This is a genomic window from Enterobacter cloacae complex sp. P24RS (assembly GCF_014982165.1).
In the GTDB taxonomy this organism is placed as follows: domain Bacteria; phylum Pseudomonadota; class Gammaproteobacteria; order Enterobacterales; family Enterobacteriaceae; genus Enterobacter; species Enterobacter quasihormaechei.
Window position 1 is genome coordinate 1 of sequence record NZ_JADCKU010000002.1, and the last position, 23,855, is coordinate 23,855.

Here is a 23,855-nt window from a genome sequence, read left to right on the forward strand (position 1 = left end):
TTTTCATCAGACAATCTGTGTGAGCACTGCAAAGGCAGGTTCTTTAAGGTAAGGAGGTGATCCAACCGCAGGTTCCCCTACGGTTACCTTGTTACGACTTCACCCCAGTCATGAATCACAAAGTGGTAAGCGCCCTCCCGAAGGTTAAGCTACCTACTTCTTTTGCAACCCACTCCCATGGTGTGACGGGCGGTGTGTACAAGGCCCGGGAACGTATTCACCGTGGCATTCTGATCCACGATTACTAGCGATTCCGACTTCATGGAGTCGAGTTGCAGACTCCAATCCGGACTACGACGCACTTTATGAGGTCCGCTTGCTCTCGCGAGGTCGCTTCTCTTTGTATGCGCCATTGTAGCACGTGTGTAGCCCTACTCGTAAGGGCCATGATGACTTGACGTCATCCCCACCTTCCTCCAGTTTATCACTGGCAGTCTCCTTTGAGTTCCCGGCCTAACCGCTGGCAACAAAGGATAAGGGTTGCGCTCGTTGCGGGACTTAACCCAACATTTCACAACACGAGCTGACGACAGCCATGCAGCACCTGTCTCAGAGTTCCCGAAGGCACCAAAGCATCTCTGCTAAGTTCTCTGGATGTCAAGAGTAGGTAAGGTTCTTCGCGTTGCATCGAATTAAACCACATGCTCCACCGCTTGTGCGGGCCCCCGTCAATTCATTTGAGTTTTAACCTTGCGGCCGTACTCCCCAGGCGGTCGACTTAACGCGTTAGCTCCGGAAGCCACGCCTCAAGGGCACAACCTCCAAGTCGACATCGTTTACGGCGTGGACTACCAGGGTATCTAATCCTGTTTGCTCCCCACGCTTTCGCACCTGAGCGTCAGTCTTTGTCCAGGGGGCCGCCTTCGCCACCGGTATTCCTCCAGATCTCTACGCATTTCACCGCTACACCTGGAATTCTACCCCCCTCTACAAGACTCTAGCCTGCCAGTTTCGAATGCAGTTCCCAGGTTGAGCCCGGGGATTTCACATCCGACTTGACAGACCGCCTGCGTGCGCTTTACGCCCAGTAATTCCGATTAACGCTTGCACCCTCCGTATTACCGCGGCTGCTGGCACGGAGTTAGCCGGTGCTTCTTCTGCGGGTAACGTCAATCGACAAGGTTATTAACCTTATCGCCTTCCTCCCCGCTGAAAGTACTTTACAACCCGAAGGCCTTCTTCATACACGCGGCATGGCTGCATCAGGCTTGCGCCCATTGTGCAATATTCCCCACTGCTGCCTCCCGTAGGAGTCTGGACCGTGTCTCAGTTCCAGTGTGGCTGGTCATCCTCTCAGACCAGCTAGGGATCGTCGCCTAGGTGAGCCGTTACCCCACCTACTAGCTAATCCCATCTGGGCACATCCGATGGCAAGAGGCCCGAAGGTCCCCCTCTTTGGTCTTGCGACGTTATGCGGTATTAGCTACCGTTTCCAGTAGTTATCCCCCTCCATCAGGCAGTTTCCCAGACATTACTCACCCGTCCGCCACTCGTCAGCGAAGCAGCAAGCTGCTTCCTGTTACCGTTCGACTTGCATGTGTTAGGCCTGCCGCCAGCGTTCAATCTGAGCCATGATCAAACTCTTCAATTTAAAAGTTTGATGCTCAATGAATTAAACTTCGTAATGAATTACGTGTTCACTCGTTGAGACTTGGTATTCATTTAGTGTCCGAGGACATTAAGAATCCATGTCACTTTGAGTGCCCACACAGATTGTCTGATAAATTGTTAAAGAGCAGTGCAACGCGGCTTTCGCTCACCGTTGCGAGGTGGCGTATATTACGCTTTCCTCTTTCAGAGTCAACCCGTTATTTCAGGATTTTTTCTCTTCAACCGACCGGGTTGTCCGTGAAGTGATTCACATCCGCCGTGTCGATGGAGGCGCATTATAGGGAGCCGCCGAGGAATGACAAGCGGAAAAATGCATTTTTATTTCAACCGCTCACCTTTTCACCAAAACGTCTATTTTTGGTGCTTTTTAATCTCTTTTGGCAGATCTGCCAGACTATTTATCACCCAGTCGGCTACATTTTCTGCTTCTGGGGTGACAGGTTTACCGGTCCGCACTAATACTTTGGTTCCCACACCTGCCGCCGCCGCTGCCTGCATATCTTCCAGTTTATCGCCCACCATATAAGACGCGGCCATATCAATGTGCAGGAATTCCTGTGCAGAGATAAACATGCCCGGATGCGGTTTACGGCAATCACAGGTCTGACGATACGCTTCTACGGTTCCCTGTGGATGATGCGGACAATAATAGATGCCATCAAGATCGACGCCGCGATCGGCCAGAGACCAATCCATCCATTCCGTCAGCGTTTCGAACTGTGCTTCGGTGAATTTCCCCCGGGCGATACCGGATTGATTAGTTACCACCACCAGCGCGTAACCCATCTCTTTCAGCTGGCGCATGGCATCTATTACGCCCTCAATAAATTCGAACTCATCAATCTCATGGACGTAACCGTGATCCACATTAATAGTGCCATCACGATCGAGAAAAATTGCGGGTACAGATTTTGCCACCGGTTTGCTCCTGAAAAAGGCTTGTTCAGCTAGTATCTCATGAATCGCAGCGCAATAAAGTGCTCATCGCACAGAGTTGGATTGATTTAGACGTCTGGATGCCTTAACATCCATTTTGTTTACGGTCATCCCCCGTATCTGGCAGAAGAAAATGCCACGGCTAACTTACTTACGATAAAAATAATCTAATGATTAAACTTTCCAATATCACCAAAGTGTTCCAGCAGGGGAACCGTACCATTCAGGCGCTGAACAACGTCAGCCTGCATGTGCCTGCTGGTCAAATTTATGGCGTCATTGGCGCATCGGGTGCAGGTAAAAGTACGCTGATCCGGTGTGTTAACCTGCTTGAGCGCCCAACCCAGGGCAGCGTAGAAGTTGGCGGCCAGGAGCTTACGGCGCTTTCCGAAAAAGAACTCACGAAAGCACGTCGTCAGATCGGCATGATTTTCCAGCACTTTAACCTGCTGGCCTCACGCACCGTTTTCGGAAACGTGGCGTTGCCGCTGGAGCTGGACAACACGCCGAAGGAAGAAGTTACGCGTCGCGTCACCGAGCTGCTGGATCTGGTTGGGCTGGGTGATAAGCATGACAGCTACCCGGCTAATCTCTCCGGCGGGCAAAAGCAGCGCGTGGCGATTGCGCGCGCGCTGGCAAGCAATCCAAAAGTGCTGCTGTGTGATGAAGCCACCAGCGCACTGGATCCGGCCACCACGCGTTCTATCCTGGAACTGCTGAAGGACATTAACCGTCGTCTGGGCCTGACTATCCTCCTCATTACGCACGAGATGGACGTGGTGAAGCGTATCTGCGACTGTGTCGCCGTCATCAGCAACGGTGAGCTGATCGAGCAGGACACGGTCAGCGAAGTGTTTTCACATCCTAAGACGCTGCTGGCTCAGCAGTTCATTCAGTCCACGCTGCATCTGGATATTCCGGAAGATTATCTGGAACGTCTGAAAACAGACGCTGCGGCGGACAGCGTCCCAATGCTGAGCATGGAATTTACGGGCCAGTCCGTAGACGCCCCGCTGCTTTCCGAAACCGCGCGTCGCTTTAACGTGAACAACAACATTATTAGCGCGCAGATGGATTACGCCGGCGGCGTGAAGTTCGGCATCATGCTGACGGAAATGCACGGCACGCAGGAAGAAACCCAGGCGGCAATTGCCTGGCTGCAAGAACATCATGTAAAAGTAGAGGTACTGGGTTATGTCTGAGCCGATGATGTGGCTACTGGTTCGCGGCGTTTGGGAAACGCTGGCAATGACCTTCGTATCGGGCTTTTTTGGTTTTGTGATTGGGCTGCCGGTCGGCGTACTGCTGTACGTCACGCGCCCGGGTCAAATTATTGAAAACGCGAAGCTGTATCGCACGCTTTCTGCGCTGGTCAACATTTTCCGTTCTATACCGTTCATTATTCTGCTGGTGTGGATGATTCCGTTTACCCGCGTGATTGTCGGGACGTCGATTGGTTTGCAGGCGGCAATCGTCCCGCTAACCGTAGGCGCCGCGCCGTTTATCGCCCGCATGGTGGAAAACGCCCTGCTGGAAATCCCAACGGGCCTGATTGAAGCTTCCCGCGCGATGGGTGCAACGCCAATGCAGATCGTTCGTAAAGTTCTGCTGCCTGAGGCGTTACCAGGGCTGGTGAATGCAGCAACCATCACGCTTATCACGCTGGTCGGTTATTCCGCGATGGGCGGTGCCGTGGGTGCCGGCGGTTTAGGCCAGATTGGGTATCAGTACGGCTATATTGGCTATAACGCTACCGTAATGAATACCGTTCTGGTATTGCTGGTTGTGCTGGTTTACTTAATCCAATTCTCTGGCGATCGTATCGTCCGGGCTGTTACGCATAAATAACGTTACAAACAACACAAACTCGACGAGTTAAGGATATAACATGGCGTTTAAATTTAAGACCTTTGCAGCAGTAGGCGCACTGATTGGTTCGCTGGCACTGGTGGGTTGCGGTCAGGACGAAAAAGATCCAAACCACATCAAGGTAGGCGTTATCGTCGGTGCAGAGCAGCAGGTTGCTGAGGCCGCGCAGAAAATCGCGAAAGAAAAATACGGCCTGGACGTTGAGCTGGTGACTTTCAACGATTACGTTCTGCCGAACGAAGCGCTGAGCAAAGGCGACATTGACGCTAACGCCTTCCAGCATAAACCGTACCTGGATCAGCAGATCAAAGATCGCGGCTACAAGCTGGTTGCTGTCGGTAACACCTTCGTTTACCCGATTGCAGGTTATTCCAAGAAAATTAAATCTCTGGATGAACTCCAGCCGGGTTCACAGGTTGCCGTCCCTAACGACCCAACCAACCTTGGCCGTTCGCTGCTTCTGCTCCAGAAAGTGGGCCTGATTAAACTGAAAGAAGGTGTTGGCCTGTTGCCGACCGTTCTGGACGTCACCGAAAACCCGAAAAATCTGAAAATTGTTGAACTGGAAGCCCCTCAGCTGCCACGTTCTCTGGACGATGCACAGATCGCGCTGGCCGTTATCAACACCACTTACGCCAGCCAGATCGGCCTGACCCCTGCGAAAGATGGCATCTTCGTTGAAGACAAAGATTCCCCGTACGTCAACCTGATCGTGACTCGCGAAGACAACAAAGACGCGGAAAACGTGAAGAAATTCCTTCAGGCATATCAGTCTGAAGAAGTTTACCAGGAAGCCAATAAGGTGTTTAACGGCGGCGCTGTTAAAGGCTGGTAATCTCATCTCAGTGTAATATCATCAAGACGGGCATTTGCCCGTCTTGTCATTTGTGCGGTCAACTGCTTCAATATCTGACGTTTTGATTATCCACTGAGGAATTATTATGCGTGCTTTACCGATCTGTCTTTTAGCACTGATGCTGAGCGGCTGTTCTATGCTAAGCAGATCTCCTGTTGAACCCGTTCAAAGCACTGCAACCCCGCCAAAAGCGGAGCCAGCAAAACCGAAAGCGCCTCGCGCTGCGCCGGTACGTATTATTACCAAAGCCGACGAGCTGGTCGGTAAGCCATTCCGTGAACTGGGCGAAGTGAGCGGCGAATCCTGTCAGGCAACGAATCAGGACTCCCCTCCAAATATCCCAACAGCCCGCAAGCGTATGCAAATCAACGCGTCGAAAATGAAAGCCAACGCGGTGCTGCTGCACAGCTGTGAAGTCACCAGCGGTACGCCAGGCTGCTACCGTCAGGCGGTATGTATCGGTTCTGCGCTTAACATCACGGCGAAATGAGTGCATTTCAGTTCGAGCAGATAGGCGTTATCCGCTCTCCTTATAAAGAAAAGTTCGCCGTGCCGCGTCAGCCGGGTCTGGTCATTAACGGCGGCGGCGAGCTGCATCTCGTCGCGCCCTACAATCAGGCCGATGCGGTGCGCGGGCTTGAGGCGTTCAGCCATTTATGGGTGGTTTTTGTATTTCACCAGACCATGGAAGGCGGCTGGCGTCCGACCGTGCGCCCGCCTCGTCTGGGCGGTAATGCCAGAATGGGGGTTTTTGCCACCCGCTCAACGTTCCGACCGAATCCAGTTGGGATGTCGCTGGTCGAACTGAAAGGGATACGCTGTCAGAAAGATCGGGTGATCCTGGAGTTAGGCAGCCTTGACCTGGTAGACGGCACGCCGGTCATTGATATTAAGCCTTACCTGCCCTTTGCCGAAGCGCTGCCGAATGCGCGTGCAAGCTATGCTCAGGACGCGCCGCAGGCAGATATGCCGGTTTACTTCACGTCTGAAATAGCGACGCAAATCGGCCAGCTGGAAAAACGCTATCCCCGTCTGCGTGACTTTATCGTTGAAGTGTTGGCGCAGGACCCTCGTCCCGCCTACCGCAAAGAGGAAGACGCCGGAAAAACGTACGCCGTCTGGCTGCTGGACTTTAACGTGCGCTGGCGCGTGACTGATGCGGGTTTTGAGGTGTTTGCCCTGGAACCCAGGTAATTTTGTTCTCCTCTCTTTTGGCATCTTTGCCACACTGGTAAACTAAACCACTTTTTTTGTGTCAGGCTGGCATTTCAGCCTGTTCCAATCGTCGAAATGGAACCGTAACAACATGCGTACTAGCCAATATCTGCTCTCCACTCTGAAGGAGACACCTGCCGACGCCGAGGTGATCAGCCACCAGCTGATGCTGCGCGCCGGGATGATCCGCAAGCTGGCCTCCGGGTTATACACCTGGCTGCCGACCGGCGTGCGCGTCCTGAAAAAAGTCGAAAACATCGTGCGTGAAGAGATGAACAACGCCGGTGCAATCGAGGTGTTAATGCCGGTGGTTCAGCCTTCTGAACTGTGGCAGGAGAGCGGTCGCTGGGAGCAGTATGGTCCGGAGCTGCTGCGTATTGCCGATCGTGGCGATCGTCCATTTGTTCTCGGCCCAACGCATGAAGAAGTGATCACCGATCTGATCCGTAACGAGCTGAGCTCTTACAAACAGCTGCCGCTGAACTTCTTCCAGATCCAGACCAAGTTCCGTGACGAAGTGCGCCCACGCTTTGGCGTTATGCGCTCTCGCGAATTCCTGATGAAAGACGCTTACTCTTTCCATACCTCTCAGGAATCTCTGCAAGAGACCTACGACAAAATGTACGTGGCTTATAGCAAAATCTTCTCCCGCATGGGGCTGGATTTCCGTGCTGTACAGGCTGATACCGGTTCAATCGGCGGCAGCGCCTCTCATGAATTCCAGGTTCTGGCGCAGAGCGGCGAAGACGATGTCATTTTCTCTGACTCCTCTGATTACGCCGCCAACATTGAGTTCGCAGAAGCGCTGGCACCAAAAGAACCTCGTGCGGCAGCAACCCAAGAGATGACGCTGGTTGATACGCCAAACGCGAAAACCATCGCCGAGCTGGTTGAGCAGTTTACTCTGCCGATCGAAAAAACGGTTAAAACGCTGCTGGTGAAATCTGCTGAAGGCAGCGCTTACCCGCTGGTAGCCCTGCTGGTCCGTGGCGATCACGAGCTGAACGAAGTGAAGGCCGAGAAGCTGCCGCAGGTTGCCAGCCCGCTAACCTTCGCGACGGAAGCCGAAATCCGCGCCGTGGTGAACGCAGGCCCAGGCTCTCTGGGTCCGGTGAATATGCCTGTTCCTGTGGTGATTGACCGCACCGTTGCGGCAATGAGCGACTTCTCTGCGGGCGCAAACATTGACGGGAAACACTACTTCGGCATCAACTGGGATCGTGACGTGGCGACGCCGGAAGTGGCTGACATCCGTAACGTGGTCGCAGGCGATCCAAGCCCGGACGGCAAGGGTACCCTGATGATCAAACGCGGTATCGAAGTAGGTCACATCTTCCAGCTGGGCGATAAGTACTCTCGCGCAATGAACGCGGCGGTTCAGGGCGAAGATGGCCGTAATCAGGTTCTGACCATGGGCTGCTACGGCATTGGCGTAACCCGCGTGGTTGCTGCCGCTATTGAGCAGAACTATGACGAGCGCGGTATCGTCTGGCCGGATAACATCGCACCGTTCCAGGTGGCGATCCTGCCAATGAACATGCACAAGTCTTACCGCGTGCAGGAGCTGGCCGAAAAACTCTACGCTGAGCTGAGCGCGAAAGGTATCGACGTACTGATGGATGACCGTAAAGAGCGTCCTGGCGTGATGTTTGCTGACATGGAACTGATCGGTATTCCGCACACCGTCGTCATCGGCGACCGTAACCTCGACAGCGACGAGATTGAATACAAGTACCGTCGCAACGGCGAAAAACAGATGATCAAGACGGGCGACATTCTTGATTACCTGGTGAAAGCCATCAAAGGTTAAGAAACAAAAAACCCCGCAAGCGCGGGGTTTTTTAATGGCTAAATCCTATTTGCTTTCGCAGTTTTTACCCGCAGCAAACTTCGCGTCTTTATCAGCAACCAGCGTTTTCACCAGCTCGCCGCTATCCGGGTTTGGCTCCAGCGTAAAGTGCCCTTCAACCGTCAGCAACACGGGCTTACTGTCATTGCCGCGCGCGACGGCATAGTCACGCTCCAGCTGGGCATTGTTCGCCACGCTGACTTTCTTACCGGTTGCGCAATCCGTGAAGATCGCCGCATCCGCCATGTAGAAATACATCCCTCGCATCGCCATTGGGGTTGCGGGCAGGGACGCTTTCACCGGGGCCAGCGTGTAATTGAACTGGGATTCAATCGGGTTGCCTTCGCGATCGAGCATCTCCATCCCCTCGCCTTTGGCGCGAAAATAGGTTTTATCGCCCGTGGTATCGGTCAATACCAGCTTCTCAGCCGTACGCGCCCACGTTCCGTAAGTTGCAAAAGATGACGGCTCTTTCGCTCCCTGATATCGCTGGTTCATTACCCAGGTGCCATCTTTTTGCAGGAACAGGGAAGTTTCGATGCCTTCACAATCTGCACATGGCAATACGCCGCGCCAGCTCTGCTGCATCGGCTTTAATTCTTCATTTTGCGTTGGCGGTAATACCTGTGTTTCCGAACGGTTGTTACAGCCAAAAAGCGCGAACAGGCTCGTCACGGCCAGCGCTGATAATAATGCTTTTTTCACAATACATTCCTTATGAAAAAGGGTGTCCCTTTCGTCACATTACGGGTGACGGACTTTGCCACGCAGTGATTTTACGGTGGATTTTTGCGCCTTCGATGACAATCGACGTTCTTTCGATGCCCGCGTTGGACGCGTTGCCCGGCGGCTTTTTTGCACGGTTGTTAATTCTTTTATGACCGCCGCCAGTCTGGAAAGTGCCGCTTCCCGGTTCATTTCCTGGCTGCGATATTCCTGCGCTTTGATCACGATCACCCCCTCGCTGGTGATCAGGTGATGGCTGGCGGCAAGCAGGCTTTCTTTATAATACTCTGGCAGGCTGGAGGCCCGAATGTCAAAGCGCAAATGGATAGCCGTTGAGGCCTTGTTAACGTGCTGGCCCCCTGCTCCCTGAGCCCGGATGGCAGTGATCTCCAGCTCGTTATCAGGAATGCTGACGTTTCGGGACAACACAATCATGATGCGGGCTGCCAGGCCGTAAGATGAATTTCCAGATTATTCTGAGAATCAGAAAGCCAGATAGCGCCGTCCTGAATGGTTGCCTGGAGCGCCATTGTCCGGCTGGCGAACGCGCTCAGCTGTGCCAGCTGTTCATCATCCAGATACCAGACGGTAAGATTTTTGAACTGCGCACACTTATTTTTGTTTTGTTGCCACCAGATCTCCGCGGCGCGCTGGTTGTAGGCAAACAGCGCCACCTCTGCGGACTGGGTGCATGCCTTTTTGATCCGGCGTTCATCCGGAAGGCCAAGCTCAATCCATAAGTCGATACCCAGATGATCGTTGCGTAACCAGGCTTCCGGTTCATCTTCCGCGCTTAAGCCACGGGTAAATTGCAGGCGGTCATCGGCATATTTAATCCACGCCAGCAGGCGCAGCATCATGCGCTCCTGGGTTTCAGAGGGGTGACGCGCCAGCGTCAATGACGCATCCAGAAACTGGTTACGGTCAAGATCCGCCACGTTGACCACAGCTTTATAAATTGTCGCTTTCAGCGCCATGAGAGAACTCCTTTCGAATCAGGCGTACATTGTAGCGAAAGCCGCAGCAAAAGGCTGTTATGAAGTGGCGAATCCCCCTTATCAAGGCGCTGATAATGCTTAAATGAGTATGGTATAGTCACCTTGCTAAACCGAGTTTAACTTCGTAGGCTTAATGATATCTCACAGTAAGTCAGTACGCTGGCAGGAGGGGATGTGAATAATTATTGTGAGTTGATTCGCAGACGGTATGCGGAAATCGCCAGCGGAGATCTGGGGTACATCCCGGATGCGTTGGGCTGTGTATTGAACGTGCTAAATGAAGTGGCCTCTGATGAGAGCCTTTCTGAATCGGTCAGGGAAAAAGCAGCGTATGCTGCGGCGAATTTACTGGTGAGCGATTATGTCGATGAATGATACCTATCAACCCATCAATTGTGATGACTATGACAACCTCGAACTCGCCTGCCAGCATCATTTAATACTGACGCTGGAACTCAAAGATGGCGAAGTGCTAAAGGCAAAGGCCAGCGACCTGGTTTCCCGTAAAAACGTGGAATATCTGGTTGTAGAAGATGCAGGTGCAACCCGCGAGCTGCGCCTCGACAGGATTGCCAGTTTCAGCCATCCGGAAATCGGCACTGTCGTGGTGAGCGAATCCTGATAACCAACGGGCAGCCAGGCTGCCCGTTACGCTTTCCACTCAAAATTCACACCCGCTTCAGCCCACCCCTCTTCCGTGATGAACACCCCTGCCGCCGCCACGAGCGTATCGCCGTAAAACAGGAGCGGCGTGGTATCACGCTTCCAGGGCGGAACATTATTCTCCTGCCAGATTTTCTTCAGCTTACGCCCACCGTTACGCCCGACGATATGCAGCATGCCGCTGGCCCTGAAGCGAACGGTGACCTTCTCGTCCGGCTCGGGTAAACGCACGTTACCCGGACGGCTCAACGCAACCACGCCCGCATTCAACGGTAGCGTTAATGCTTTCTCCGGCGACGGCCAGTCGAGCACAACGTCTGCCAGCGACGGCGCGGATTTTACCCACCAGAGCCGGTCCTGATAGCGCCTGACGTCAAAACCGTTCAGGTGTACGCACGGCGCGGCATCTTCCCTTGCCTGAGCGACCTCGTCCCAGATACGGTTGAGCATCGCCCGGGACGGCATAGCCGCACGGTGAAAAGCCAGCCAGCGACGGATCAGGGCAGCCCGACGCGCGGGGCTCATCATCTTCAACGGCGCAATATCCAGCGCGCCGTCAGCGGTAATCAGCGCAGTCAGCTCCTCACTCAGCAGCTCATCCAGCAAGCTTTCCTGTTCAGCACACAGTATGGCGCTTCTGGCTGCCGCTTCGGAAAAATGTGCCCAGCGCTCGGTCAGAAGCGGTAAAACGCGCAAACGCAGGAAGTTACGGTCATAACTGTCGTCCTGATTGCTTTCGTCTTCTATCCAGCGCAGATGATAGTGATGGGCCCAGGCCTCCAGTGACGCGCGCGTCTCGTTCAGCAGCGGACGGATGAGTTCTGTTCCGGCAAAATCAGCGCGCTCAGGCATGGCGGATAAGCCCGCGGGCCCGCTCCCCCGCTTGAGCGCCAGTAAGAATGTTTCACACTGATCGTCCAGATGCTGGGCGGTAACCAACGCTTCTCCAGGCCGCAATGCGCCGGAAAACGCAGCGTAGCGGGCTTTTCGCGCCTGCGCTTCAACGCCCAGCCCTTCCTCCTCCAGCGTGACCCGTTCCACGATCAGCGGGATTGCCCACGCTGCGCACACCGCTTCACAGTGCGCCACCCAGTCATCAGCATGGGGACTCAGGCCGTGATGGATATGCATCGCCCGCAGCTGGACGTCAGGCTCGCGGTCGCGCCAGAGCTTAAGGCGATGAAGCAAAACGGTGGAATCCAGGCCACCGCTGAACCCCACCAGCAGCTGGCGGTAGGGCGAAACAGCGTGCGCGATAGCGGGTAAGGTCATAGGAAATCACACATAAAAAATGCCCGAAATGAACGGGCATTATCACACATGACGGCGATTACTGCTGGTAAAGCTCCAGCGGCAGGCCGTCCGGATCGCTGAAAAAGGTGAAACGCTTATCGGTAAAGGGATCGACGCGAATCGCTTCACAGGCCACGCCGTGGGCTTCCAGATGTTTTACCGCGTTGTCCAGATCGTCGACGCTGAAGGCCAGATGGCGCAGGCCGCAGGCTTCCGGGCGCGAAGGACGAGCGGGCGGGAAAGGAAAAGAGAACAGCTCAATCACATATTGCCCGTTCAGCGCCAGATCGCCTTTCCAGGAGTCGCGCTCCTCACGGTAGGCCTCGCTTAACAGCGTAAAGCCGAGTACGTCACAGTAGAATGCCTTACTTTTCGCGTAATCGGTGGCGATAATCGCAATATGATGAACAGCTTTTAAACCCAGCATAGCTTCTCCTTTTTATGATGCCCTGAACGTTACAACCGACAGCTGGCCCCTGGCAAGCGGCCCCTTTTATTTTAGGACTCTCACCCAGTACACGCCGTTATCATCGCGTTTCGCGCCGTGAATATCCGTCTCAAAGCCCGGATAGTGGCGCCCCACCGAACAGAGCATCAGCAGGAAGTCGAGCACTGACCGGCTCTTCTCGGTGATCATCTCGCCCGGCATCAGCAGCGGCACGCCCGGCGGATAAGGCAGGATCATGTTGGCCGATACCCGTCCCACCAGGTTCTCCAGCTCAACGGTTTCCACCTCCCCTTTCACCTGCTGCTGCCACGCCTTGTGCGGCGTCAGCTTCATTTCCGGCAGCACGTCAAAAGCCTGGAGCATCAGGCGCGGCAGATCGTGCTGGCGGATCAGCCTGTGGATCCCCTGCGCCAGATCCTGAATGCGCATAGTGCGGTAAAAGTCAGGATCTTCCGCATAGAGATCCGGCAGCATGTTCTTCACCCGCAGGTTCAGATCGTACGCGCGCTTGAACTCCATCAGCCCGCGGAGCAGCCCCATTGCCCGGGTTTTATCGATCCCGATACTGAACAGGAACAGCAGATTGTAAGGGCCGGTTTTTTCCACCACCACGCCGCGCTCGTCGAGGAACTTCGCCACCAGCGCGGCGGGGATCCCCTCCTCGCCCATCACGCCCTGCTCGTCCATGCCCGGCGTCAGGATCGTCACCTTAACCGGATCGAGGAACATATGGTCCGCATCGGCATCCCGGAAGCCGTGCCAGCTTTCCCCCGGCGAGACGGGCCAGCACTCCGCCTCGTCGATCTCTTCAGGCTGCCAGATATCAAAGAACCAGCCGTCCGCTTCATCTTTAAGCCGCTGAACTTCTTTGCGGAAATGCAGCGCCCGCTCCACCGAACGGTTGATCAGGCGTTTACCCGGATTTCCGCGCAGCATCGCCGCCGCCGTTTCGATGGACGCCACCAGCGGATAGCTCGGTGAGGTGGTGGTGTGCATCATAAAGGCTTCGTTGAAGGTATCCTCGTCGTACTCGCCCTTGATGTGAATGAGAGACGCCTGGGAAAACGCGGCCAGCATTTTGTGCGTCGACTGCGTTTCGAAAAAGACCTTGCCCGGCACGCGCTCGCCGCTCATCCCGCTTTTCCCCGAGTAAATCGGATGGAAGTTGGTATAAGGCACCCACGCGGAATCAAAGTGGATCGACGGCACGTCCAGCGTCTGCTTGATCCAGTTAGTGTTATACAGCAGCCCGTCATAGGTGGAGTTGGTGATCACCGCGTGCACGGGCCAGCTTGCCTCAGGGGTCGCCGCGACCTTATTTTCGATGGCGGCATGGGTGAACTCGCGACGAGGAATGCCGCCGAGAATTCCCAGCGCGTTACGTGTGGGCGACAGCCAGAGCGGCACCACGTCACTCATCATCAGCAAATGCGCCAGCGACTTGTGGCAGTTCCGGTCAATCAGCAACGTGCTGCCGGCAGGCGCGGCGTACATCCCGACGATTTTGTTCGACGTCGAGGTACCGTTGGTCACCATGTAGCTTTGCTCGGCGCCAAAGGTGCGGGCGATGTACTCTTCAGCTTCCAGATGCGGGCCGGTATGATCCAGCAGCGAGCCCAGCTCGGTCACTGAAATCGACACATCCGCCTTCAGCGTATTGCCGCCAAAGAAATCGTAGAACAGGCACCCTACCGGGCTTTTTTGATAGGCCGTCCCCGCCATATGGCCTGGCGTACAGAAGGTGTACTTTCCTTCTTTCACATAGGTGAACAACGCGCGCGTAAACGGCGGCGTGATGTTATCCAGATATTCACCGGTGTACTGCTGAATACGGGTCGCAATGTCCTCAGCCACGCCGAGCGCGTACTCGAAGAACCACAGCGCCATGCGCATATCGTGCGCGCTCACGTCCATGGTCGAGTGGGTGTTGATAAAGGCATACAGCGGAAGATATTCGTTGAGCTTATTGATCTCGCTGCACAACTCCATGTCGTATTCGTCCCAGTCGAATATCACGCCACAGATGCGCGGATTATGTTCGATGAATTTCAGCAGGTCGGCGCTGTTTTGCGGCCAGATCAGCTGATAACCGCGTGCCTTAAGGGCCTGTTCAAGTTCCTTGATGGGTTCGTCTTTATAAAAGACGCCGTGTGGCCCCATGATGGCGATGATGTTCATGGTTTACCTCCTTGAAAAACATCAGATAAGCATAGTTAAGGTAAACGGCAGGTATAAAAAAAGCCGCAACAATGTGCGGCTTTTAGGATAATTGTGAGGCTTATGCGTAACCGTAGGTCATCAGACGCTGGTAACGACGGTTGAGCAGATCTTCTTTGCTCAGCACGTCCAGGTCCGCCAGGTCTGCCAGCAGCTGCGCTTTCAGGGACGCGGCCATCACTTCTGGCTTACGGTGTGCGCCACCCAGCGGTTCAGGGATGACGGTGTCGATCAGCTTCAGCTCTTTCAGACGCGGGGCAATGATGCCCATCGCTTCCGCAGCCAGCGGCGCTTTGTCGGCGCTTTTCCACAGAATGGAGGCACAGCCTTCCGGAGAGATAACGGAATAGGTGCTGTACTGAAGCATATTCACTTTATCGCCCACGCCAATTGCCAGCGCACCGCCGGACCCCCCCTCACCGATAACGGTACAGATGACCGGTACGCTCAGGCGAGACATCTCACGCAGGTTGCGTGCGATGGCTTCAGACTGACCGCGCTCTTCCGCGCCAACACCCGGGTAAGCTCCCGGCGTGTCGATGAAGGTGATGATTGGCATATTGAAACGCTCAGCCATCTCCATCAGACGCAGGGCCTTACGGTAGCCTTCTGGTGCTGGCATACCGAAGTTACGACGGATCTTCTCTTTGGTTTCACGGCCTTTCTGGTGACCAATGATCATCACCGGACGTCCATCCAGACGCGCGATACCGCCAACGATAGCTTTATCGTCAGCGTATGCGCGGTCGCCTGCCAGTTCGTCAAATTCGTCAAACGCCAGGCGGACATAATCCAGGGTGTACGGACGCTGTGGATGACGCGCCAGCTGGGCGATCTGCCATGCGCCGAGATCGGCAAAGATTTTGCGCGTCAGCTCTACGCTTTTTTCGCGCAGACGATGCACTTCTTCGTCGATGTTAATATCCAGTTTTTCATCCTGACGGCTAACTGCTGTCAGAGAATCGATTTTCGCTTCCAGCTCTGCAATCGGCTGTTCGAAATCAAGGAAATTCAGACTCATAGTATTCCTGTATTAGTCAAACTCCAGTTCCACCTGCTCCGAACCAATGAGGCCACGGAGATCGTTCAGTAAACGATCGCTCGGAGAGACACGCCACGTTGCACCAAAGCGCAACCGCGCACGTGCATCCGCCCTCTGATAGTAGAGATGTACTGGAATGGTCCCCGAGCGGTGGGGTTCCAGAGACTGACGGAGTCGGTTTAAAAGCTGGTCATCAATTTGCCTGTCCGTCAGCGAGATAGCAAGCCCGCGAGCATATTTTTCCCGGGCTTCGTCAATGTCCATCACTTCGCGGGCGGTCATTTTAAGCCCCCCGCTGAAGTCATCAAAGCTGACCTGTCCGCTGACGATAAGTATGCGGTCTTTTTCCAGCAATTGCTGGTATTTATCCAGCGCGTCGGTGAACAACATCACCTCCAGACGCCCGGAACGGTCATCCAGGGTACAGATGCCGATACGATTGCCGCGCTTGGTGACCATTACCCTTGCAGCAATCACGAGCCCCGCAGCCGTGGTGATTTTACCACGTTCTGTCGGATGCATGTCTTTAAGCCTGTGGCCGCCGACATAGCGCTCAATTTCTTTAAGATACTGGTTGATCGGGTGCCCCGTCAGGTACAGACCTAACGTTTCCCGCTCTCCATCCAGCACTACCTGTTCTGGCCACGGCTGGCAGTTGGAATAGGACTGCTCGATCTGCTCTGGCTCTTCCGCCAGCACGCCGAACATATCCGCCTGGCCAATGGCTTCCGCTTTCGCATGCTGATCGGCCGCCTTCAACGCATCGCCGAGCGAGTTCATCAGCGCGGCGCGGTGTGGCCCCAGCCTGTCAAACGCGCCGGACATGATCAGTTTTTCCAGCACGCGGCGGTTCAGTTTTTTGGTATCGGTACGGGCGCACAGATCGAACAGTTCGCGGAAATAGCCGCCGTTGTTACGCGCTTCGATGATCGCCTCGATCGGCCCCTCACCCACGCCCTTGATCGCGCCGATCCCGTAGACGATTTCCCCGTCATCGTTAACGTGGAAATGGTACAGACCCGAGTTAATATCCGGCGGCAGGATCTTCAGCCCCATGCGCCAGCACTCGTCCACCAGGCCAACCACCTTCTCGGTGTTGTCCATATCGGCGGTCATGACCGCCGCCATAAACTCAGCGGGATAGTGGGCCTTGAGCCACAGCGTTTGATACGACACCAAAGCATAGGCGGCGGAGTGGGATTTGTTAAATCCGTACCCGGCGAATTTCTCCACCAGGTCGAAGATTTTCATCGCCAGTTCGCCATCGACGCCGTTTTTCTTCGCCCCGTCTTCAAAGATGGAACGCTGCTTGGCCATCTCTTCCGGCTTTTTCTTACCCATCGCACGACGCAGCATGTCCGCGCCGCCAAGGGTGTAACCAGAAAGCACCTGGGCGATCTGCATAACCTGTTCCTGATAAAGGATGATGCCGTAGGTCGGCTCCAGTACCGGTTTCAGGCTTTCATGCTGCCACTGCACGTCCGGGTAGGAAATCTCTTCGCGCCCGTGTTTACGGTCGATGAAGTTATCCACCATCCCCGACTGCAACGGGCCCGGACGGAACAGGGCCACCAGCGCAATCATATCTTCGAAGCAGTCTGGTTGCAGACGCTTAATCAAATCTTTCATGCCGCGGGATTCAAGCTGGAAGACGGCTGTCGTCTCCGAGCGTTGCAGCATGTCGAAACTTTTCTTGTCATCAAGCGGGATAGCCGCGATATCCAGCGGCGGCTCGCCGTTCTTCTCACGGCGGGCGTTGATCATCTCCAGCGCCCAGTTGATGATGGTGAGCGTACGCAGGCCGAGGAAGTCGAACTTCACCAGCCCGGCGTATTCCACGTCGTTCTTGTCGAACTGGGTTACCGGATGCTGGCCCGCTTCGTCGCAGTACAGCGGCGCAAAATCAGTGATTTTGGTCGGGGCGATAACCACGCCCCCCGCATGCTTACCGGCATTTCGCGTCACGCCTTCGAGCTTGCGCGCCATGTCGATGAGCGCTTTCACCTCTTCGTCGGCGTCGTAGATTTCCGGCAGCTGAGGTTCGGCTTCAAAGGCTTTCGCCAGGGTCATGCCCGGATCGGGCGGCACCAGCTTCGAGATACGATCGACGAAACCGTACGGGTGGCCCAGCACGCGGCCCACGTCGCGGATAACCGCTTTCGCCGCCATCGTACCGAAGGTAATGATCTGCGAAACCGCATCACGACCGTACATATCGGCCACGTGCTCAATCACCTGGTCGCGTTTTTCCATGCAGAAGTCGACGTCGAAGTCGGGCATGGAGACACGTTCCGGGTTAAGGAAACGTTCGAACAGCAGGTCAAATTCCAGCGGATCGAGGTCGGTGATTTTCAGCGCATACGCCACCAGCGAGCCGGCACCGGAACCACGGCCCGGGCCTACCGGCACGCCGTTATCCTTCGACCACTGGATGAACTCCATCACGATCAGGAAGTAGCCCGGGAACCCCATCTGGTTGATCACCTGGAGCTCAATATCCAGACGCTCGTCATATTCAGGACGCTTCTCTTTACGGACCGCTTCATCCGGGAAGAGGAATTCCAGACGCTCTTCAAGGCCCTCTTTCGATTTCATGACCAGGAAATCTTCCGTGGTCATGTCGCCCGTCGGGAACTGCGGCAGGAAGTATTCGCCGAGACGTACGGTGACGTTACAGCGCTTGGCAATTTCTACGCTGTTTTCCAGCGCTTCCGGGATGTCCGAGAAAAGCTCGCACATCTCTTCTTCGCTGCGCATGTACTGCTGCGAGGAGTAGTTGCGCGGGCGTTTCGGATCGTCGAGGGTAAAGCCGTCGTGGATCGCAACGCGGATTTCGTGCGCGTCAAAATCGCCCGCCTCGAGGAAGCGCACGTCGTTGGTGGCCACCACAGGCAGGCCACGCGCTTCCGCGAGGGCGACCGCCGCATGCAGATAGCTCTCTTCGTCTGCGCGCCCGGTGCGGATCAGCTCCAGATAATAGCGATCCGGGAAATACTCTTCGTAGAACGAGACGCACTGATCCACCAGCGCGCTGTTACCGCGCAGCAGGCTTTTGCCGACATCGCCCATACGGCCGCCGGAGATCAGCAGCAGGCCTTCGTTCAGCTCCGCCAGCCAGTCGCGGTCAATCCACGGACCCAGCGCACCGTAGCCGCGCTGGTACGCTTTTGAAATCAGCAGAGTGAGGTTCTGATAACCCGTGTTATTCATGGCTAACACGGATATTTGCGTCATCTCATCGCCGAGCAGGTCGCTCTGCACGTGAAAATCCGCGCCGACGATGGGCTTTAATCCTGCGCCATGCGCCGTTCCGTAGAACTTCACCAGGCCACACAGGTTGGTAAAATCGGTGATCGCCAGCGCAGGCATGCCAAGCGAGGCCGCCTTTTTTACCAGCGGCCCGGTCTTAGCCAGCCCATCGATCATGGAGTAGTCGCTATGCACCCGCAGGTGTACGAAACGTGGTTCAGCCATCTTCAAATCCCGCGTTACTTAATTGCTTGCGTCTTGATTCAGGACACCAGTCCCAGCGCGCGTTTCACCGGGCCAAAACTGCGCCGATGATGTTCAGTTGCGCCATGTTCAGCCAGCTTTTCCAGATGGAAAGCCGTTGGATATCCCTTATGCTGGGCGAAACCATACGCGGGATAGGTGAGGTCCAGCGCGGCCATTTCGGCGTCGCGCGTCACTTTGGCAATGATTGACGCCGCGCTGATTTCTGCGACGCGGCTATCGCCTTTAACAACAGCCATTGAAGGCATCGGCAGCGCCGGGCAACGGTTACCGTCAATCAGCACATACTCAGGCACAATCTTCAGGCCCGCAACGGCACGCTGCATCGCCAGCATGGTGGCATGCAGAATGTTCAGATCGTCGATCTCTTCCGGCTCTGCGCGCCCGAGACTCCAGGCCAGCGCCTTCTCTTTAATTTCATCGAACAGCGCCAGGCGACGCTTTTCGCTCAGTTTTTTCGAGTCGTTCAGGCCCACGATTGGGCGGGCGGGATCGAGGATCACCGCCGCGGTCACGACCGCACCCACTAACGGGCCACGACCAACTTCATCTACACCGGCAACAAGGTGGGTATGGGGATAGATAAATTCCATCATTGTGCTAACTCCAGCACCGCATCGGCTGCCTGCTCATCAGCATTACAGCGGATCAGTTGATGCAGCTCACGGAACGTATCGTGCATCTGGTGGCTGGTTTTACCGTTGGCCAGCAGCGGCAGTAATGCATCTGCCAGTGCCTGCGGCTGGCATTCATCCTGCAAGAGCTCTTTCACCAGCTCGCGACCCGCAAGCAGGTTTGGCAGAGATACGTAATCCGTTTTTACCAGACGTTTTGCCAGCCAGAAGGTAAACGGCTTCATGCGATAACCGACCACCATTGGGCATTTTGCCAGCATACACTCCAGCGCAGCCGTGCCGGAAGCCAGCAGCGCGGCATCGCTCGCAAACATGGCCTCACGCCCTTTCCCGTCCAACAGGCGAACGTGAAGATCCGGAGCAACGTCGGCTTTGATACGCTCAAACTGCTCGCGGCGTTTGGCATTCACCAGCGGCACCACCACTTCAAGATCGGGGTAAGTCTTGCGAAGAATTTGCGCCGTTTTCAGGAAATCAGCGCTGAGCATTTCCACTTCTGCGCCCCGGCTTCCCGGCAGCAGCGCCAGACAGTGAACATCGTGCGGGATGCCCAGCTCGTCACGCGCGGCGTTTTTATCCGGATCCAGCGGCATGGCATCCGCCATGGTATGGCCGATAAAACGGCACGGGACGTTAAATCTGTCGTAAAACGCTTTTTCGAAAGGCAGAAAAGCCAACACCAGATTGGTGGACCGTCCGATTTTGAAAACGCGTTTCTGTCGCCACGCCCAGACGGACGGACTGACGTAATGGATAGTTTTGATACCCTGCTTTTTCAGGTTCCCTTCAAGGGTAATATTGAAATCAGGCGCATCAATACCGACAAACACATCGGGTTTGAGGTCGGTAAAACGGCGGGTAAGATCGGCGCGGATATGCAGCAGACGACGCAGGCGCCCCAGCACCTCGACGATGCCCATCACGGCCAGCTCTTCCATTTCGTACCAGGCTTCACAGCCCTCGGCCTGCATCAGCGGACCAGCCACGCCAACAAAGCGGGCGTTGGGTACGCGGGCTTTCAGCGCGCGGATAAGACCTGCACCAAGAATATCGCCGGAGGTTTCTCCGGCGACCAGGGCGATGGTAAGCGGACGACTGTCGACCATTAACGAATCAGACCACGCGTGGAACGTTCAAAGAATTCCATGAACGCCTTCACTTCATCGTGCTTATTCGCCAGTTCGGCAATTTCCGGCTTCGCCTCTTCCAGCGTTTTACCGCTACGGTACAGCAATTTGTACGCGTTGCGGATCGCTGTAATCGCTTCGCGGCTGAAGCCACGACGCTTGAGGCCTTCGATGTTCACGCCAAACGGCGTGGCATGGTTGCCCTGCGCAATCACAAACGGTGGGACGTCCTGCGCCACACCGGAGCATCCGCCAACCATCACGTGTGCACCAATGATGCAGAACTGATGGACTGCGGTCATGCCGCCGATAATTGCGAAGTCATCAACCGATACGTGTCCCGCCAGCGTTGCGTTGTTGGCGAGAATACAGCGGTCACCCACGGTACAGTCATGTGCAATATGCGCATTAACCATAAACAGGTTGTCGCTGCCCACCTTCGTCAATCCACCGCCTTGCGTTGTACCACGATGAATGGTGACGCTTTCGCGAATGCGGTTACGATCGCCGATTTCCACACGGGTCGGTTCGCCAGCATACTTAAGATCCTGGTTAACTTCGCCGATGGAGGCGAACTGATAGATCTCATTATTGCAGCCAATGGTCGTATGACCATTCACCACAACGTGAGATTTCAGTACTGTACCCTCACCAATTTCGACTTGGGGTCCAACGATACAAAACGGGCCAATGTGGACGTTTGCGCCAATAATGGCACCCGTTTCCACAATGGCGGTAGGATGAATAAAGGCGGATTTATCAATCACGTATCAGGCCTCCCGGCTACGCGCACACATCATTGTCGCTTCGCAAACAACTTTGCCGTCAACCATAGCTACGCCTTTAAAGCGAGTCAGGCCGCGACGCGTTTTTTCAAAAGTGACTTCCATGATCATTTGATCACCAGGCACGACCGGACGCTTGAAGCGCGCTTCATCGATACCCGCGAAGTAATAGAGTTCACCCGGCTCCAGTTTACCTACGCTTTTAAACGCCAGAATACCAGTAGCCTGTGCCATCGCTTCCAGGATCAACACACCCGGGAAGATAGGCTTACCAGGGAAGTGCCCCTGGAAGAACGGCTCGTTAACGGAGACATTTTTCACTGCGCGCAGAAAACGACCTTCTTCAAAATCCAGCACACGGTCTACCAGCAAAAACGGGTAGCGGTGCGGCAGAAGTTCTAAAATCTCTTCAATATGCAGAGTATGAGTGTCAGTAGTCAAAATACTCTTCCTGTCAAATGTACTAAGTAGCAATAATAACACGGCCTGCCGGTTTATAAACAAAGCCGACAGGCCGGGAAATTTAGCGTTAAACGGATGAACGCTTAGTCTTGTTGATCGATTTTGCGCTCAATCGCTTTGAGTCGCTTGCTCATATCATCAATATTCATCACCAGAGCAGCTGTTTTACGCCAGACCTTGTTCGGTTGCAGCGGTATACCCGAGGAGTAAACGCCGGGCTCAGTGATGGGACGCATCACCATGCCCATCCCCGTCACCGTGACTTTGTCGCATATTTCCATATGGCCATTGATCACGCTGGCACCGCCAATCATGCAGTAGCGGCCAATTTTCAGGCTGCCTGCCATGATAACACCACCCGCAACTGCGGTATTGTCGCCAATCACAACGTTATGTGCAATCTGGCACTGGTTATCAATGATAACACCGTTACCAATAATGGTGTCGTCAAGCGCACCACGGTCAATGGTTGTGCACGCGCCGATCTCAACGCGATCGCCAATAATCACGCGACCCAGCTGAGGGATCTTAACCCAGTTACCCCGATCGTTGGCGTAACCAAATCCATCAGAACCAATCACCGTGCTGGACTGAACGAGACAATGCTCGCCAATCTCAACCTCATGGTAGACAGAAACATTGGCCCACAGACGAGTCCCTGCGCCAATTTTCGTATTTTTTCCAACAAAGCAGCCAGGGCCAATCACCACGTTATCGCCCAGCACAACGCCGGACTCAATAACGGCGTTTGCGCCGACTGCTACGTTGTTACCCAACTGCGCCGTCGGATCAATCGCAGCACTGGCTGCAATGTTCTGTGCCGGCTGCGGCGTGGTATCAAGAATTTGGGCCATACGTGCATACGTCAGGTAGGGATTTTTCACTACCAGCGCAGCGCAAGCGGCAAACGGAAGATCGTCCTGCGTCAGAACAACGGCAGACGCCTGGCACTGGGCCAGGTGTTCACGGTACTTAGGGCTTACCATGAAGGTAATAGTGCCTGCTTTAGCTGATTGCATGGACGCAACAGCGGTGATGACGATATCGCCATCACCGTGTAATTCTGCATCCAACTGCTGAGCTAAATCAGCCAGTCGAATTGAAGGCATTACTTATTTAACCTGTTTCAGAACATCAGCGGTGATGTCTTTAACATCGCTGCTGTTGAATGCAACGGCGTTCGCATCAACAACCAGATCGATGCTCTGATCGGCTGCTACTGCTTTAACGGCAGACTGAATGCGAGTCACCAGCTTGCCACGCTCTTCGTTAGAACGACGCTGACGATCCTGCTCGAAAGCCTGCGCTTTCTGAGAGAAGGTCTGGCGCTGAGACATGACGTCTTTTTCCAGTTTGCTGCGCTCGCTCGCTTTCATGGTAGAACCATCACGCTGTAAACGCTGCATCTTGGACTGAAGATCACCTTCCATACGTTGCAGTTCGCTCGCACGGCCTTTGAATTCGTTTTCCAGAGTTGCAGAAACACCGGTTTTCTGCGCGACCTGCTGGAACAAATTACCCATGTTGACGATTGCAATTTTGTCCGCTGCCTGAGCAGAAGTTGCCATCGCTAAACCGAGACCTGCAGCTAATAACCACTTTTTCACAAT

The 23,855-nt window shown here is 54.8% G+C and carries 23 protein-coding genes and 1 rRNA gene; 8 read left to right on the forward strand and 16 right to left on the reverse strand.

The window, feature by feature from the left end; genetic code table 11:
- Positions 1-49: 49 nt before the first annotated feature.
- Together INF58_RS00900 and gmhB are read right to left on the reverse strand one after the other, a co-directional pair.
- Positions 50-1,591, reverse strand: a 16S ribosomal RNA gene (locus INF58_RS00900).
- A gap of 371 nt (positions 1,592-1,962) precedes the next feature.
- Positions 1,963-2,529, reverse strand: a complete 567-nt coding sequence (gene gmhB / locus INF58_RS00905) for a D-glycero-beta-D-manno-heptose 1,7-bisphosphate 7-phosphatase (RefSeq protein WP_193526812.1) — start codon at positions 2,527-2,529, stop codon at positions 1,963-1,965.
- Between the two features lie 188 nt (positions 2,530-2,717).
- On the opposite strand from gmhB, the gene metN reads away from it, so the two are divergent.
- From metN to proS, 6 genes are all read left to right on the forward strand, one after another.
- Positions 2,718-3,749, forward strand: coding sequence for a methionine ABC transporter ATP-binding protein MetN (gene metN / locus INF58_RS00910; protein ID WP_193526813.1), 1,032 nt, complete (start codon positions 2,718-2,720; stop codon positions 3,747-3,749).
- On the forward strand, positions 3,742-4,395 hold the full coding sequence (locus tag INF58_RS00915) for a methionine ABC transporter permease MetI (protein ID WP_003856130.1): 654 nt from the start codon (positions 3,742-3,744) through the stop codon (positions 4,393-4,395). Before metN ends, INF58_RS00915 begins: the two co-directional genes overlap by 8 nt.
- Before the next feature lie 40 nt (positions 4,396-4,435).
- Complete coding sequence (gene metQ / locus INF58_RS00920; protein WP_006810023.1) at positions 4,436-5,251, forward strand: methionine ABC transporter substrate-binding lipoprotein MetQ; 816 nt, start codon at positions 4,436-4,438, stop codon at positions 5,249-5,251.
- A gap of 106 nt (positions 5,252-5,357) precedes the next feature.
- The gene (gene rcsF / locus INF58_RS00925; protein WP_003856133.1) at positions 5,358-5,762 is read left to right on the forward strand and encodes an Rcs stress response system protein RcsF; all 405 of its coding nucleotides are present in this window, start codon (positions 5,358-5,360) and stop codon (positions 5,760-5,762) included.
- On the forward strand, positions 5,759-6,466 hold the full coding sequence (gene tsaA, locus INF58_RS00930; protein WP_063450581.1) for a tRNA (N6-threonylcarbamoyladenosine(37)-N6)-methyltransferase TrmO: 708 nt from the start codon (positions 5,759-5,761) through the stop codon (positions 6,464-6,466). Before rcsF ends, tsaA begins: the two co-directional genes overlap by 4 nt.
- Positions 6,467-6,578: 112 nt before the next feature.
- Positions 6,579-8,297 carry a proline--tRNA ligase gene (gene proS / locus INF58_RS00935; RefSeq protein WP_063450582.1) on the forward strand — a complete coding sequence of 573 codons (1,719 nt, stop codon included), beginning with the start codon at positions 6,579-6,581 and terminating at the stop codon, positions 8,295-8,297.
- Positions 8,298-8,342: 45 nt separating this feature from the next.
- Here proS and nlpE read toward each other — a convergent pair whose 3' ends face one another.
- The 3 genes from nlpE to INF58_RS00950 are packed head-to-tail and all read right to left on the reverse strand — an operon-like array spanning position 8,343 to position 10,039.
- Positions 8,343-9,041, reverse strand: coding sequence for an envelope stress response activation lipoprotein NlpE (nlpE, locus tag INF58_RS00940; RefSeq protein WP_063867509.1), 699 nt, complete (start codon positions 9,039-9,041; stop codon positions 8,343-8,345).
- 39 nt (positions 9,042-9,080) lie between these two features.
- On the reverse strand, positions 9,081-9,497 hold the full coding sequence (arfB, locus tag INF58_RS00945; protein WP_064910107.1) for an alternative ribosome rescue aminoacyl-tRNA hydrolase ArfB: 417 nt from the start codon (positions 9,495-9,497) through the stop codon (positions 9,081-9,083).
- A complete protein-coding gene (locus INF58_RS00950) occupies positions 9,494-10,039 on the reverse strand; it encodes a YaeQ family protein (RefSeq protein ID WP_063867507.1) in 546 nt (181 codons plus the stop codon). The genes arfB and INF58_RS00950 overlap by 4 nt, the downstream gene beginning before the upstream one ends.
- A gap of 195 nt (positions 10,040-10,234) precedes the next feature.
- Here INF58_RS00950 and INF58_RS00955 point away from each other — a divergent pair, with 195 nt between their 5' ends.
- Positions 10,235-10,435 (forward strand): YaeP family protein, encoded by a 201-nt coding sequence (locus tag INF58_RS00955; protein ID WP_003856146.1) that lies wholly within the window; start codon positions 10,235-10,237, stop codon positions 10,433-10,435.
- Positions 10,422-10,682 carry a Rho-binding antiterminator gene (gene rof / locus INF58_RS00960; RefSeq protein WP_063450586.1) on the forward strand — a complete coding sequence of 87 codons (261 nt, stop codon included), beginning with the start codon at positions 10,422-10,424 and terminating at the stop codon, positions 10,680-10,682. Before INF58_RS00955 ends, rof begins: the two co-directional genes overlap by 14 nt.
- 26 nt (positions 10,683-10,708) lie before the next feature.
- Here rof and tilS read toward each other — a convergent pair whose 3' ends face one another.
- The 11 genes from tilS to skp form a co-directional block, all read right to left on the reverse strand.
- Entirely contained in the window at positions 10,709-11,995 is a 1,287-nt protein-coding gene (gene tilS / locus INF58_RS00965; protein ID WP_112791945.1) for a tRNA lysidine(34) synthetase TilS, read from the reverse strand.
- A 58-nt stretch (positions 11,996-12,053) separates the two neighbouring features.
- The gene (locus INF58_RS00970; protein WP_193526814.1) at positions 12,054-12,443 is read right to left on the reverse strand and encodes a VOC family protein; all 390 of its coding nucleotides are present in this window, start codon (positions 12,441-12,443) and stop codon (positions 12,054-12,056) included.
- Positions 12,444-12,509: 66 nt separating this feature from the next.
- Positions 12,510-14,642 carry a lysine decarboxylase LdcC gene (locus tag INF58_RS00975; protein ID WP_193526815.1) on the reverse strand — a complete coding sequence of 711 codons (2,133 nt, stop codon included), beginning with the start codon at positions 14,640-14,642 and terminating at the stop codon, positions 12,510-12,512.
- Between the two features lie 100 nt (positions 14,643-14,742).
- Complete coding sequence (gene accA / locus INF58_RS00980) at positions 14,743-15,702, reverse strand: acetyl-CoA carboxylase carboxyl transferase subunit alpha (RefSeq protein WP_006810033.1); 960 nt, start codon at positions 15,700-15,702, stop codon at positions 14,743-14,745.
- Positions 15,703-15,714: 12 nt separating this feature from the next.
- Complete coding sequence (gene dnaE / locus INF58_RS00985; RefSeq protein ID WP_131636709.1) at positions 15,715-19,197, reverse strand: DNA polymerase III subunit alpha; 3,483 nt, start codon at positions 19,195-19,197, stop codon at positions 15,715-15,717.
- A gap of 38 nt (positions 19,198-19,235) precedes the next feature.
- Positions 19,236-19,832: a ribonuclease HII gene (rnhB, locus tag INF58_RS00990; protein WP_006810035.1), complete on the reverse strand. Its 597-nt coding sequence runs from the start codon at positions 19,830-19,832 to the stop codon at positions 19,236-19,238.
- Positions 19,829-20,977: a lipid-A-disaccharide synthase gene (gene lpxB, locus INF58_RS00995; RefSeq protein ID WP_063867503.1), complete on the reverse strand. Its 1,149-nt coding sequence runs from the start codon at positions 20,975-20,977 to the stop codon at positions 19,829-19,831. Before lpxB ends, rnhB begins: the two co-directional genes overlap by 4 nt.
- Positions 20,977-21,765, reverse strand: a complete 789-nt coding sequence (lpxA, locus tag INF58_RS01000; RefSeq protein WP_102750363.1) for an acyl-ACP--UDP-N-acetylglucosamine O-acyltransferase — start codon at positions 21,763-21,765, stop codon at positions 20,977-20,979. Before lpxA ends, lpxB begins: the two co-directional genes overlap by 1 nt.
- A 3-nt stretch (positions 21,766-21,768) precedes the next feature.
- On the reverse strand, positions 21,769-22,224 hold the full coding sequence (gene fabZ / locus INF58_RS01005) for a 3-hydroxyacyl-ACP dehydratase FabZ (RefSeq protein ID WP_003856165.1): 456 nt from the start codon (positions 22,222-22,224) through the stop codon (positions 21,769-21,771).
- A 104-nt stretch (positions 22,225-22,328) separates the two neighbouring features.
- Complete coding sequence (lpxD, locus tag INF58_RS01010; protein ID WP_107534733.1) at positions 22,329-23,354, reverse strand: UDP-3-O-(3-hydroxymyristoyl)glucosamine N-acyltransferase; 1,026 nt, start codon at positions 23,352-23,354, stop codon at positions 22,329-22,331.
- A gap of 3 nt (positions 23,355-23,357) precedes the next feature.
- Positions 23,358-23,852 (reverse strand): molecular chaperone Skp, encoded by a 495-nt coding sequence (skp, locus tag INF58_RS01015; protein ID WP_006810039.1) that lies wholly within the window; start codon positions 23,850-23,852, stop codon positions 23,358-23,360.
- Positions 23,853-23,855 lie beyond the last annotated feature (3 nt).